The sequence below is a fragment of the Staphylococcus sp. HMSC034C12 genome, from assembly GCF_001835895.1.
Classification (GTDB): Bacteria; Bacillota; Bacilli; order Staphylococcales; family Staphylococcaceae; genus Staphylococcus; species Staphylococcus hominis.
The window spans coordinates 17,360-30,856 of sequence record NZ_KV826315.1 but is presented as its reverse complement, the minus strand read 5'-3'; the positions used below and the strand labels follow the sequence as shown (position 1 = coordinate 30,856).

Genomic DNA, 13,497 nt, shown 5'->3' with positions numbered 1-13,497 from the left:
TTTCTTTTTATATAGTTTTCATGTTGTTACAATGACTATAGATAGTAGTGAAAGATAAATGATGCGTATATCGTTTTAAATATATTTAAGGAGTGATTGAAATGGCTAAAAAAGCACCTGATGTTGGAGATTATAAATATGGTTTCCATGATGAGGATGTTTCCATTTTCAGATCAGAACGTGGTCTAACAGAAAATATTGTTAGAGAAATTTCTAAGATGAAAGAAGAACCAGAATGGATGCTTAATTTCCGATTAAAAGCTTTAAAACTATTCTATAAAATCCCAATGCCTCAATGGGGTGGCGATTTATCAGAATTGAATTTTGATGACATTACTTATTATGTTAAGCCTTCAGAGCATACTGAACGTTCTTGGGATGAAGTACCTGAAGAAATTAAACGTACATTTGATAAATTAGGTATACCAGAAGCAGAACAAAAATATTTAGCTGGTGTTTCTGCACAATATGAATCAGAAGTTGTATATCATAATATGGAAAAAGAATTAGAAGAAAAAGGGATAATCTTTAAAGATACAGACAGTGCTTTACGTGAAAATGAAGACTTATTTAAAGAATACTTTGCTTCTGTTGTTCCAGCAGCTGATAATAAATTCGCAGCATTAAATTCAGCAGTATGGTCAGGTGGTTCATTCATCTATGTACCTAAAAACGTTAAATTAGATACACCATTACAAGCGTACTTCCGAATTAACTCAGAAAATATGGGTCAATTCGAACGTACATTAATTATTGCTGATGAAGGGGCTTCAGTAAACTATGTTGAGGGTTGTACTGCACCAGTATATACTACAAGTTCATTACACTCAGCAGTAGTTGAAATTATTGTTCATAAAGATGCACATGTTCGTTATACTACTATCCAAAACTGGGCTAACAATGTGTATAACTTAGTTACTAAACGTACGTTTGTTCATGAAAATGGTAATATGGAATGGGTTGACGGTAACTTAGGTTCTAAGTTAACAATGAAATACCCTAACTGTGTATTATTAGGTGAAGGTGCGAAAGGTAGTACATTATCCATCGCATTTGCGGGTAAAGGTCAAGTTCAAGATGCAGGTGCTAAAATGATTCATAAAGCCCCAAATACATCTTCAACTATCGTATCTAAATCAATTTCTAAAAACGGTGGTAAAGTAATCTATCGCGGTATCGTTCACTTTGGACGCAAAGCTAAAGGTGCGCGTTCAAATATCGAATGCGATACATTAATTCTAGATAACGAATCAACTTCAGACACAATTCCATATAATGAAGTATTTAATGATAATATTTCATTAGAACATGAAGCGAAAGTTTCTAAAGTATCTGAAGAACAATTATTCTATCTAATGAGTAGAGGGATTTCTGAAGAAGAAGCAACAGAGATGATTGTTATGGGATTCATCGAACCATTTACTAAAGAATTACCAATGGAGTATGCTGTAGAAATGAACCGTCTTATTAAATTTGAAATGGAAGGTTCAATCGGATAATTTAAGATATAGCTTAAGCTAATAGTTAAAAGAACTAGAATGTTTAACATTCTAGTTCTTTTGTTTTTAAAGCTATGATTAATTATGATGGCGATATTCTACCTTATCTAGTTTAAAACCAGTTAACACAATATATTAGAAGACAAGTAGTTACAAATTAGCTACTAATCAAAAGTGAACGATTTAATAGATTAATTATTTTTACAAATGAATCAGTTATTAACGCAAACTTAGGGTGTTATAGTAGCGATTTTAAAATAATAAGAAAATGTAAAGTTAGTATACAACAAGTGATATATTAATTTTGAATGTGGTATCATATATCTGGTGATAAAAATGATTAATATCGGTTTAACTGGATGGGGAGATCATTATTCTTTATATGAAGATCTTGAAAGACAAACAGATAAATTACGTACGTATGCGAGTCATTTTCCTGTTGTTGAACTTGATGCCTCATATTATGCTATCCAACCTGAACGTAATATATTGAAATGGATCAATGAAACACCAGATAAGTTTCAGTTTATCGTTAAGATTCATCAAGCATTGACGCTTCACTCAGATTATAAAACTTATGCTGATTCACGATCTGAACTATTTAAACAATTTAGACACATGCTTGAACCACTGATTGCACATCATAAATTAGCAATGGTACTTGTGCAATTTCCACCTTGGTTTGATTGTACAGCTCAAAATATAAATTATATTTTGTATGTTCGACAACAGCTAGAAGATATCCCCATGTGTGTAGAATTTAGACATCAATCTTGGTTTAATTCCCAATTTAAAGAACAAACTTTAATGTTTTTAACCGAACATCAAATTATTCATGCGGTCGTAGATGAACCACAAATTAAAGATGGGTCTATACCTTTAGTCAATCGTATAACTTCTAGTACCGCTTTTGTGCGTTATCATGGTAGAAATCAGCATGGTTGGACTAAAAAAGATATGACTGATCAAGAGTGGCGAGATGTTAGATATTTATATAATTATAATGAAAATGAATTAAAAGATTTAGCAAATAAAGTTCAAATATTAGAACAAAAAGCTGAAAAGGTCTATGTTGTTTTTAATAATAATTCTGGTGGTCATGCAGCTCAAAATGCTAAAACCTATCAAAATATTTTAGATATAGAGTATACAGGCTTAGCACCTCAGCAATTAAAATTTTTCTAAGAGGCGAATTATAATGTTTTTAACAATGATTTTATTAGTTTTAATTGGATTATTATCTGCAGTATTAGGTTCTTTAGTAGGTATTGGTGGTGGTATAATTATCGTACCTACTTTAGTGTATTTAGGAGTGAACCATCATCTATTACACGGCATCACTACTCAGATTGCAATTGGTACGTCATCGGTTATTCTTATTGTAACTGGACTTTCTTCATCTATTGGTTATTTGAAAACAAAGCAAGTAGATATTAAAAATGGATCCATATTTTTATTTGGATTATTACCTGGTTCACTTATTGGTTCATTTTTAAGTAGATATTTAACATTAAATTCGTTTAATTTATACTTTGGTATTTTTATGATCTGTGTATCTATTTTATTGATGATTAGATATAAAATTAAACCATTTAAAATATTCGATAAGGAAAAGTATCGTAAAACATACATCGATGCTAAAGGGATGACTTATCATTATAGCGTTCCACCTATGTTTGCCTTCTTTGCTACATTATTTATAGGTGTACTTACAGGTTTATTTGGAATTGGTGGTGGAGCGTTGATGACTCCTTTAATGCTTATAGTATTTAGATTTCCACCTCATGTAGCAGTAGGGACAAGTATGATGATGATTTTCTTTTCAAGTGTTATGAGTTCAATTGGTCATATTATTCAAGGTCATGTTGCTTGGTCATATTCAATTATTCTAATCATTTCTAGTTATATTGGCGCTCAAATTGGAGTAAAAATAAATCACTCGATTAAATCAGAAACAGTAGTATTATTATTACGCACAGTAATGTTAATTATGGGTGTATATCTAATTATTAAATCGTTTCTATAATAAAACAGGAGGAATTTAAGTGAAGCTTACAATTTTTCATACAAATGACATTCATAGTCACCTTAATGAATATGCACGTATTATGACGTACATGGCTGAACACCGACCTGAACTTCAACACCCTTCACTTTATTTAGATATTGGTGATCATGTTGATTTATCTACACCAGTAACAGAAGCAACTATGGGCAAAAAAAATGTTGAACTTTTAAATGAGGCTCATTGTGATATTGCTACAATTGGGAATAATGAAGGAATGACTATTTCTCATGAAGCATTAAATAATCTTTACAATGATGCACAATTTAAAGTCATATGTGCTAATGTTTTAGACGAAGATGGCCACTTACCTCGTCATATTGCCACATCTTATATAAAAGAAATAGAAGATGTACGCTTTTTATTTGTAGCAGCGACGGCACCTTTCACGCCATTCTATCGAGCACTTGATTGGATTGTGACAGACCCATTAGAAGCCATCAAAGACGAAATTGAACAACGCAAAGGACAATACGATGTATTAATAGTTATGAGTCATGTAGGTGTCTTTTTTGATGAAAAATTATGTCAAGAAATCCCAGAGATAGATGTGATACTAGGAAGCCACACACATCATCATTTTAATCATGGTGAAGTCAATAATGGTGTACTTATGGCAGCAGCAGGGAAATATGGACATTATCTTGGAGAAGTGAATTTAACGATTGAAAATAAAAAAGTAGTTACTAAAGAGGCTACATTACATCCAGTAGACACATTACCAGTGGTTAAAACACATTTTGATGAAGAAGGAAAAGATTTGATGAATAAGGCGATTATTAATAAGCCAGTTTCTTTATCTAGTAAAACAAATGTGATTACAAAAACGACTTATTTACTTGCAGAAAGTGTGTATGAATTTACAAATGCAGATTGTACAATTATTAATGCTGGATTAATTGTTAATAATGTTGAGAGCGATCAACTTACTGAATACGATATCCATACTATGTTACCTCATCCAATCAACTTAGTTCGTGTACGTTTGAAAGGTTCTGAATTGAAAAAGATAATCTTAAAAAGTCAAAAGCAAGAATATATGTATGAACATGTCCAAGGATTAGGATTTAGAGGTGATATTTTTGGTGGTTATATATTATATAAATGTGGATTTATTCAATCAGAACATCGCTTCTTTGTAGATGGACAAGAAATAGAAGATAACCGTACCTATATATTAGGAACTGTAGATATGTATACATTTGGAAGATATTTCCCATTATTAAAAGGAACATCGATTGATTATTTAATGCCTGAATTTTTAAGAGATATCTTTAAAGAAAAATTAATTCATATGCATCATTCTTCTTAGTACACAAATGTTCATAGTTATGTCTTAATTTTATAAGTTATTACATTTTAATTTAATGTAAATTTCGTTATAATAGTTGAAGATAGATTAAACAGGAGGGTATGTGTTGTTATGGCTACTAAAAATGAAGAGATTTTACGTAAACCAGATTGGTTGAAAATAAAGCTAAACACTAATGAAAACTACATCGGCCTCAAGAAAATGATGCGTGAGAAAAATTTACATACAGTTTGTGAAGAAGCAAAATGTCCAAATATACATGAATGTTGGGGAGCTAGACGTACGGCTACATTTATGATTTTAGGTGCGGTATGTACAAGAGCTTGTCGTTTCTGTGCAGTAAAAACTGGCTTACCTAATGAACTAGATTTAAATGAACCAGAACGTGTTGCAGAGTCTGTAGAACTAATGAATCTTAAACATGTTGTTATCACAGCTGTTGCACGTGATGATTTAAGAGATGCAGGATCTAATGTATATGCAGAAACGGTTCGTAAAGTACGTGAACGTAATCCATATACGACAATTGAAATTTTACCGTCAGATATGGGTGGGGATTATGAAGCACTTGAAACACTAATGGCTTCAAGACCTGATATTTTAAACCATAACATTGAAACAGTACGTCGTTTAACTCCAAGAGTTCGTGCGCGTGCGACTTACGACAGAACATTAGAATTCTTACGTCGTTCTAAAGAGTTACAACCTGATATTCCAACTAAATCAAGTTTAATGGTAGGTTTAGGTGAAACATTGGAAGAAATTTATGAAACAATGGATGACTTACGTGCAAATGATGTTGATATTTTAACAATTGGTCAATATTTACAACCATCACGTAAACACTTAAAAGTTGAAAAGTATTATACTCCATTAGAATTTGGTAAATTAAGAAAAATTGCAATGGAAAAAGGATTTAAACATTGTGAAGCTGGTCCAATGGTACGAAGTTCTTATCATGCTGATGAACAAGTAAATGAAGCGGCAAAAGAAAAACACCGTCTTGGAGAAGAACAGTTACAACAAAAATAATATTAACCCAAAAATTTATAATAAACTTTCTGTTAAGTGATATTGCATAATGAAGTCATATTATCTTGTGAAACAATAATATGAGTACATAAAGTCAATTAACAATGTTTATTAATAGATGGATGCTAAAACTTAGATTGCTCTTTTTCTTTAAAATAGGCAATCTAAGTTTTTATTATAATTACAATTAAAGGTGACTTATTATGATTAAAGTTAATCAACAGTATTTTGAATTAATTGAAGATTATAGAGAATGCTTTGACGAAGAATTATTTGCTTCAAGATATTCAGATATACTTGATAAATATGATTTTGTAGTTGGGGATTTTGGTTATGATCAATTACGTTTAAAAGGATTTTATAAAGATTCAAATAAAAAAGCTGAAATTTCAAAACGTTTTTCAACCATTCAAGATTATATTTTGGAATATTGTAATTTTGGTTGTCCATATTTCATAGTGAGACATATTAATGATAATGAACGATTAGAACTAGATAGTGTAGATGAAGTAGAGGATAAATTACATGATGTTAAAATAAAACCAACAATACAAGCTACGCAATCTACTGAAAAAAAGAATAATAAATAATGAAAGGTCAAAACAATGTATATTTTGTAAATATCATTGTTTTGACCTTTCATTTATTGAATAACTTGATTTAGATATTCAATGATTTCTTCGCTTTCTTCTTGAGACACACCTAATATATGAGCAATATATCCTTCTTCTTCAATATCATCTGTGCCTATGATGCCAAATTTATTAGTTTGAAGATTTAATACCAGTGTTTTACCGTAATGACGATCGGTCTGAATAAGCATTAAATCATAGCGACTATGTTCACCTACAAATCCTACGAATTGTGCTTGCGATTGTTCCTCATCATCGTACAGAAACATATCTATCATATCAGTCATGCTCCTTTATTTTTAATATGTGAAATTAGTATAACGACAAATGATGCATGATGCAAAACTATGATATGATAATAATAATAAGAGGTGACAGATATGTATTTTGTAGATAAAGATAAATTAGCACTTAAAATAAAATATTTAAATCAGCTTATTAAGAATTATGAAACAAATAAATCAAATCATTATGCATTTGAACGTATTGCGCAAATGCTAATTGAATCATCGGTAGATATTGGAAATATGATTATTGACGCTTTTATTTTGAGAGATCCTGGTAACTATAAAGATGTTATTGATATTTTAGAACTTGAAGGGGTGATTTCCAAAGATACACAGAACCATATTAATGATACAGTTGAAATCAGAAAACAGTTTGCACATCATTATACAGAATTAGAAGTTGAAACACTTGTACCATTATTTGACACCTCAATACCGTATTATCGACAATTTGTTAAAGAAGTTACTCAATTTCTAGACAAAGAAAATGTGCCAATTACCGCTTTTGGAAAAGGAGATTATTCATAATGAAAAATTATAAAGGTTATTTAATCGATTTAGATGGAACAATGTATATGGGTACAGCAGAAATTGATGGTGCTGCTCAATTTATCGATTATTTGAACAAAAACGATATTCCTCATTTATATGTTACTAATAACTCTACTAAGACGCCTGAAGAAGTAACAGAAAAGTTAAAAGAAATGAAGATTGACGCTAAACCAGACGAAGTAGTTACTTCTGCTCTAGCTACGGCAAATTACATTGCAGAAGAAAATAGTCAAGCTAGCGTGTATATGCTAGGAGGTAATGGTTTAAGAACAGCGTTAACCGATGCAGGTTTAACCGTAAAAAAAGATGAGAATGTAGATTACGTAGTTATCGGTTTAGATGAAGCAGTCACATATGAAAAACTTGCAATAGCTACTTTAGCAGTACGTAAAGGCGCAAAATTTATCTCTACGAATCCAGATGTCTCAATTCCTAAAGAAAGAGGCTTCTTACCTGGAAATGGAGCTATTACAAGTGTGGTTAGTGTATCTACTGGACAACAGCCACAATTTATCGGTAAACCAGAAACCATCATCATGCAAATTGCTTTAGATATTTTGAAACTCGATAAGTCTGAAGTGGCTATGGTAGGAGATTTATATGATACAGATATAATGTCTGGTATTAATGTGGGGATGGATACGGTACATGTACAAACAGGTGTAACATCTTATGAAGAAATTCAAACTAAACAACCAAAGCCAACCTATTCATTTAAAGATTTAAATGAGGCTATAGCTGAATTAGAAAGTAATACTAATTAATAAAAATAATTTCTATGATAACTTCTTATTACTTAAATTGATAATATGAGTAATAAGAAGTTTTTATATCTAACAGTTTTGTTATGCTCTATGTAATTGTGATATGTAACCATTAGTACTAATATATAGAATATCAAAGATAAGAATAAGGACATATCGGATAAGATAGATACATATTTAACACTCACTAATTATTATATAAAATAAATTTGATATATAATTAATATTTTTATATAATAAAGTGTAAAAATAAAAGTGCGATATAATATTTCTTGATAGTAAGATAACTTTACTAAATATAAAATAAGTAGAATTGTTCTTCAAAATAAATAGCAATGTTTGTGAGGTGCAATATTCAATTGAAAGAAACTAAAAAAATAAGTGTTTTTTATGAAAAAGCAAAACCATATCTACTGACTATTCTATACTTAGCAATTTTTATAGCTTTGTATCTTATATATGGTTCAGGCGATACACATAATAACTTTATATATAACGAATTCTAGTAAGGAGTCAAAGGATGACAGATATTATAAATTTAATTAATGATATTGGACAAAAAAATCCAGATCGAGTAGCTATTAGACATAAATCAGATGAGTTAACGTATCGTCAACTTATAGAAGAATCTAGTAAGCTAGCACATTATTTGCAAGATACAAATAAACCATTAATCATCTATGGTCATATGTCACCATATATGGTAGTTGGAATGATAGGAGCAATCAAAGCAGGATGTGGCTATGTCCCAATTGATACGTCAGTTCCAATAGAACGTGTAGAAATGATTATGAATAAAGTAGATCCAACATTTATTTTAAATACAACTGATTCAAGTGTGAATCAACCAAGGAAAGAACTTACAATCGAAGATATTAAACATTCTGATTATCCTATTGTTTTTGATAGTCAAATGGCTAAAACAGATGTTGTTTATACTATATTCACTTCTGGTTCTACAGGTGAGCCTAAAGGTGTGCAAATTGAGTATGCGAGTTTAATAGAATTTGCAGAATGGATGGTCTCATTAAATGAAACAGATAATCATCAGGAGTGGTTGAACCAAGCGCCATTTTCATTTGATTTATCTGTAATGGCAATTTATCCATGTTTAACATCTGGTGGCACACTTAACTTAGTAGATAAAGATATGATAAAAAAACCGAAGTTATTAAATGAAATGCTTGTTCAAACACCAATTAATGCTTGGGTATCAACACCATCATTTATAGAAATGTGTTTATTACTTCCTAACCTTAATGAAAAAGATTATCCAAGTTTAAATCATTTCTTCTTTTGTGGAGAAATTTTACCACATAGAACAGCTAAAGCACTTGTTGATAGATATCCAAATGCAATTGTTTATAACACGTATGGACCAACGGAAGCGACAGTTGCAGTTACTGGTGTAAAAATCACACCCGAGATTTTAGAACGTTATAATCCACTTCCAGTAGGTGTAGCAAGACCGAATACTACACTATCAACAACTGATGAAGGTGAACTTGTTATTAAAGGAACAAGTGTGAGTTTAGGATATCTAAAAAACAAAGAAAAAACTGAAGCAGTATTTAAGTTTGATAATAGCGTTCGCATTTATCACACTGGTGATAAAGCTATTGAAAAAGATGGTTATTGGTTTATCCAAGGACGTATCGATTTTCAAATAAAATTAAACGGCTATCGCATGGAACTAGAAGAAATTGAAACACAACTAAGACACTCAAAATACGTTAGAGAAACCGTTGTTGTGCCAATTTATAAAAATGGAAAAGTTGTTTATCTTGTAGGTGCTATTGTACCTACTAAAAAAGTGGATAATGACTTAGAGATGACCAGAAACATTAAAAACGAATTGAAATCTCGCTTACCTGAATATATGATTCCGAGAAAATTCGTTTGGATGGAACAACTTCCATTAACATCAAATGGAAAACTTGATCGTAAACAAGTTGCAGAGGATATCGACGCATGATTCCTTATGGTACGTTTACCTTCTTCTTAGTCGCATTTATCGTTCTTTTACCAGTCATCATACTCGGATTTTTAGGTAAGCGAAGCTATGTATACAATGGGATAAGTACAGTGATTATGATTGTGATTATTTTCTCTTCAGATAAATACAATTTATTTGGACAGAAATATTTAAGTGTTCAATTAATCAGTTTTGTAATTTATTTAATATGGCAAGTGCTGTTAATCATGTGGTATTACAAATCACGACAAAAAAATAATACTTTTATTAAATTTTTAATTGTTATGATTTTATCTATTTTACCTTTAGCACTTGTTAAAATATTACAAAGTTCATGGTTAGGTGGACATCAAATACATTTCCATGAACATAAGTTAATTGAATTTGTCGGATTCTTAGGAATCTCATATGTTACTTTTAAAAGTGTACAACTTATAATGGAAATTAGAGATGGTTCTATTAAAGAGATTAAAGTGGGGAAATTGATTCAATTTATTTCATTCTTTCCAACAGTATCTTCAGGACCCATCGACCGTTATAAACGTTTTGTCAAAGACGATAAAAAAATACCAACTGGTGAACAATACAGAGGTATGGTAGTTAAAGCGATTCATATGATTATGATAGGCTTCTTATATAAATATATTATTGCTCATTTAATTAATGTATATGCAATTATGCCATTATTAATGCATTTACATGGTTTTACTCATAAATGGTTATATATGTATGCCTATAGCTTTTACTTATTTTTTGACTTTGCAGGTTATAGTTTATTTGCAATAGCAGTGAGTTATCTATATGGCATTAATACACCACCAAACTTTAAACAGCCGTTTAAAGCACGTAACATTAAAGATTTCTGGAATAGATGGCATATGTCATTATCATTCTGGTTTAGAGACTGTGTTTATATGAGAACATTGTTCTATATGTCTCGTAAAAAAATAATGAAGAATCAATTTGCAATGTCAAATTTTGCCTTCTTCTTAAATTTCTTTATTATGGGTGTATGGCACGGATTAGAAGTATTTTATATTGTTTATGGTATTTATCACGGTTTAATGTTTATCGGATATGGATATTATGAACGCTGGAGAAAGAAACATCCACCTCGCTTTCAAAATGGTTTTACTACAGCATTAAGTGTTATTATCACATTCCATTTTGTAGCATTTGGATTCTTGATATTCTCAGGAAAATTAATTTAAAGGGAGAAATAAATGATGGAATTTAGAGAACAAGTTTTAGATGTATTAGCTGATGTAGCAGAAAATGACGTAGTTAAAGAAAACCCAGATGTTGAGATTTTTGAAGAAGGAATTATTGATTCATTTCAAACCGTTGGATTATTATTAGAAATTCAAAATAGATTAGGAATTGAAGTATCAATTATGGACTTTGATCGCGATGAATGGGCAACTCCTAATAAAATTGTTGAAGCTTTAGAAGAATTAAGATGAAATTCAAACCATTTTTACCAATTTTTATTAGTGGAATCATATTTTTAGCTTTTGTATTAATGCCTGCGAGTTGGTTTACTGGTCTCGTTAACAATAAGACACTTGCTGATAATAGAACGTCACTAACCGATCAAGTACTTAAAGGGACGCTCATTCAAAATCAATTATTTAGTAATGATAAATATTATCCACTTTATGGTTCAAGTGAGTTAAATAAACGTGATCCGTTTAATCCTGCGATAGCAATGTATCATCGAAAAAATACAAAGCCCGTATTCTTAGTTGGTACGGGCGGTAATACAGATTTAATTAATGCTATTGAATTAGCGGGTCAATATGATCAACTTAAAGGTAAAAAGATGACATTTATCATTTCACCACAATGGTTTAGTACACATGGCGTTAATGATATGGATATAGCTGCGCGTACGACACCAAATCAAATCAATCAGATATTTCAACAAAAGGATATGCCTTCAGAGTTAAAACAACGCTATGCTAAACGATTATTAAAATTTAGAAGTGTTCCTAATAAGGAATATTTAAAAGAATTAGTAAAAGATCCAAGCAATCCAAAAGGTCGTTATATTTCTAATTTTAAAAAAAGTCAACTTCTTAAAATTGAGGCAATAAAAACATACTTTTCATTAGATAAATCACCATTAGCTCATGTACACTCACTTACATCACCCAATGATTCTTGGGAAAACATGAGTAATAAAGCAGTGCAACTTGGTGAAAAACGTTCTACTTCTAATGGTTATGGTATCCGTAACGAATATTGGAAAAAATTAATGCATAAAAAACCAATGAATCGTCGCCAATATGAATTTAAAATGAATTCACCAGAGTTTAAGGATTTATCTTTACTAGTAGATACAATGCATCAAGCAGGTGCTGATGTACAATATGTTATTCTTCCAGTAAATGGTAAATGGTACGATCATTTAGGTATTCACCGTTCAACACGTGAACCTGTCTATAAAAAAATACATAAAACTGTTGTTGGACATGGTGGGAAAGTGTATGATATGTCAAATAAAGACTATGAAAAATATGTATTAAGTGATGTGGTACATGTAGGTTGGAAAGGTTGGGTATACATGGATCGTCAAATTGAAAAACATATGAACGATCATCAAACTCAATTCTAAATAGCAAAAAAAAAAAACACCCTACTCTGATTAAATACTGAGGGTAGGGTGTCTTTAATTTATATCGTTAGAAAACTTGTTCTACTTCTATAACGCCGGGTACTTCTTCGTGTAAAGCACGTTCTATACCTGCTTTTAATGTAATAGTTGAGCTTGGGCATGTTCCACACGCACCATGTAATTGTAATTTTACGATGCCATCTTCTACATCGACTAATGTACAATCTCCTCCGTCACGTAATAAAAACGGACGTAAACGTTCAATAACTTCGGCTACTTGATCAAACATTGTTGCATTCTCAGTAGGCATGAGATATGTCTCCTTTCAAGTAAAATACTTCATAAACTTATTATTAATTTATTATAATAGATAAAGAAAGAAAAATCTATAAAACTAAACGGGGGATTAATATATGACAAAAGTAAGTGTTGTTGTTTACGGTGCGGATGTAGTGTGTGCTAGTTGTGTCAATGCACCAACTTCTAAAAATACGTATGAGTGGCTAAAACCATTATTAGAAAGAAAATATCCTAATATTCATTTCGAATATACATATATCGATTTTCAAAAAGAAACTGAAAATTTAAGTGATCATGATCAACAATATATTGAGCAAATTGAAAATGATGAGTTGTTTTACCCGCTTATTACAATGAACGATGAATATGTGGCTGACGGTTATATTCAGTCAAAAAAAGTGACTCATTTTATAGATCAATATATTATAAATAATTAATGCAAAGTGGAGTATTCGATTTTTT

16 protein-coding genes are annotated in these 13,497 nt (G+C 30.8%); 14 read left to right on the top strand and 2 right to left on the bottom strand.

The window, feature by feature from the left end; all coding sequences use genetic code 11:
- Nucleotides 1-101 precede the first annotated feature (101 nt).
- From sufB to HMPREF2629_RS03685, 6 genes are all read left to right on the top strand, one after another.
- Nucleotides 102-1,499 (top strand): Fe-S cluster assembly protein SufB, encoded by a 1,398-nt coding sequence (sufB, locus tag HMPREF2629_RS03710; protein WP_002448087.1) that lies wholly within the window; start codon nucleotides 102-104, stop codon nucleotides 1,497-1,499.
- A gap of 336 nt (nucleotides 1,500-1,835) precedes the next feature.
- Nucleotides 1,836-2,684: a DUF72 domain-containing protein gene (locus HMPREF2629_RS03705; RefSeq protein ID WP_049379462.1), complete on the top strand. Its 849-nt coding sequence runs from the start codon at nucleotides 1,836-1,838 to the stop codon at nucleotides 2,682-2,684.
- A 13-nt stretch (nucleotides 2,685-2,697) separates the two neighbouring features.
- Nucleotides 2,698-3,525 (top strand): sulfite exporter TauE/SafE family protein, encoded by an 828-nt coding sequence (locus tag HMPREF2629_RS03700; protein WP_017175871.1) that lies wholly within the window; start codon nucleotides 2,698-2,700, stop codon nucleotides 3,523-3,525.
- Nucleotides 3,526-3,544: 19 nt separating this feature from the next.
- Nucleotides 3,545-4,876 (top strand): bifunctional metallophosphatase/5'-nucleotidase, encoded by a 1,332-nt coding sequence (locus tag HMPREF2629_RS03695; protein ID WP_017175870.1) that lies wholly within the window; start codon nucleotides 3,545-3,547, stop codon nucleotides 4,874-4,876.
- Between the two features lie 111 nt (nucleotides 4,877-4,987).
- Nucleotides 4,988-5,908, top strand: a complete 921-nt coding sequence (lipA, locus tag HMPREF2629_RS03690) for a lipoyl synthase (RefSeq protein ID WP_002448197.1) — start codon at nucleotides 4,988-4,990, stop codon at nucleotides 5,906-5,908.
- A gap of 203 nt (nucleotides 5,909-6,111) precedes the next feature.
- Nucleotides 6,112-6,498 (top strand): YutD family protein, encoded by a 387-nt coding sequence (locus tag HMPREF2629_RS03685; protein ID WP_017175869.1) that lies wholly within the window; start codon nucleotides 6,112-6,114, stop codon nucleotides 6,496-6,498.
- Between the two features lie 53 nt (nucleotides 6,499-6,551).
- Here HMPREF2629_RS03685 and HMPREF2629_RS03680 read toward each other — a convergent pair whose 3' ends face one another.
- The gene (locus tag HMPREF2629_RS03680; protein WP_002448201.1) at nucleotides 6,552-6,818 is read right to left on the bottom strand and encodes a DUF3055 domain-containing protein; all 267 of its coding nucleotides are present in this window, start codon (nucleotides 6,816-6,818) and stop codon (nucleotides 6,552-6,554) included.
- 102 nt (nucleotides 6,819-6,920) lie between these two features.
- Here HMPREF2629_RS03680 and HMPREF2629_RS03675 point away from each other — a divergent pair, with 102 nt between their 5' ends.
- The 7 genes from HMPREF2629_RS03675 to dltD all read left to right on the top strand — a co-directional run bounded on the left by HMPREF2629_RS03675 (nucleotide 6,921) and on the right by dltD (nucleotide 12,735).
- Nucleotides 6,921-7,355, top strand: coding sequence for a DUF86 domain-containing protein (locus HMPREF2629_RS03675; protein WP_049379463.1), 435 nt, complete (start codon nucleotides 6,921-6,923; stop codon nucleotides 7,353-7,355).
- On the top strand, nucleotides 7,355-8,143 hold the full coding sequence (locus tag HMPREF2629_RS03670) for a TIGR01457 family HAD-type hydrolase (RefSeq protein ID WP_049379464.1): 789 nt from the start codon (nucleotides 7,355-7,357) through the stop codon (nucleotides 8,141-8,143). Before HMPREF2629_RS03675 ends, HMPREF2629_RS03670 begins: the two co-directional genes overlap by 1 nt.
- 335 nt (nucleotides 8,144-8,478) lie before the next feature.
- Nucleotides 8,479-8,649 (top strand): teichoic acid D-Ala incorporation-associated protein DltX, encoded by a 171-nt coding sequence (locus tag HMPREF2629_RS03665; protein WP_227944882.1) that lies wholly within the window; start codon nucleotides 8,479-8,481, stop codon nucleotides 8,647-8,649.
- A gap of 14 nt (nucleotides 8,650-8,663) precedes the next feature.
- Nucleotides 8,664-10,118 (top strand): D-alanine--poly(phosphoribitol) ligase subunit DltA, encoded by a 1,455-nt coding sequence (dltA, locus tag HMPREF2629_RS03660; RefSeq protein ID WP_070813147.1) that lies wholly within the window; start codon nucleotides 8,664-8,666, stop codon nucleotides 10,116-10,118.
- A complete protein-coding gene (gene dltB, locus HMPREF2629_RS03655; protein WP_070671730.1) occupies nucleotides 10,115-11,329 on the top strand; it encodes a D-alanyl-lipoteichoic acid biosynthesis protein DltB in 1,215 nt (404 codons plus the stop codon). Before dltA ends, dltB begins: the two co-directional genes overlap by 4 nt.
- Nucleotides 11,330-11,344: 15 nt before the next feature.
- Nucleotides 11,345-11,581, top strand: coding sequence for a D-alanine--poly(phosphoribitol) ligase subunit 2 (gene dltC / locus HMPREF2629_RS03650; RefSeq protein ID WP_002448193.1), 237 nt, complete (start codon nucleotides 11,345-11,347; stop codon nucleotides 11,579-11,581).
- Nucleotides 11,578-12,735, top strand: a complete 1,158-nt coding sequence (gene dltD, locus HMPREF2629_RS03645; RefSeq protein ID WP_070813146.1) for a D-alanyl-lipoteichoic acid biosynthesis protein DltD — start codon at nucleotides 11,578-11,580, stop codon at nucleotides 12,733-12,735. Before dltC ends, dltD begins: the two co-directional genes overlap by 4 nt.
- A gap of 67 nt (nucleotides 12,736-12,802) precedes the next feature.
- Here the strand turns inward: dltD and HMPREF2629_RS03640 are convergent, their stop codons facing one another.
- Nucleotides 12,803-13,045 carry a NifU family protein gene (locus HMPREF2629_RS03640; RefSeq protein ID WP_002433501.1) on the bottom strand — a complete coding sequence of 81 codons (243 nt, stop codon included), beginning with the start codon at nucleotides 13,043-13,045 and terminating at the stop codon, nucleotides 12,803-12,805.
- 103 nt (nucleotides 13,046-13,148) lie between these two features.
- Between HMPREF2629_RS03640 and HMPREF2629_RS03635 the strand changes: the two genes are divergently transcribed.
- Nucleotides 13,149-13,472: a YuzD family protein gene (locus HMPREF2629_RS03635; protein ID WP_002448149.1), complete on the top strand. Its 324-nt coding sequence runs from the start codon at nucleotides 13,149-13,151 to the stop codon at nucleotides 13,470-13,472.
- Nucleotides 13,473-13,497: the final 25 nt, after the last annotated feature.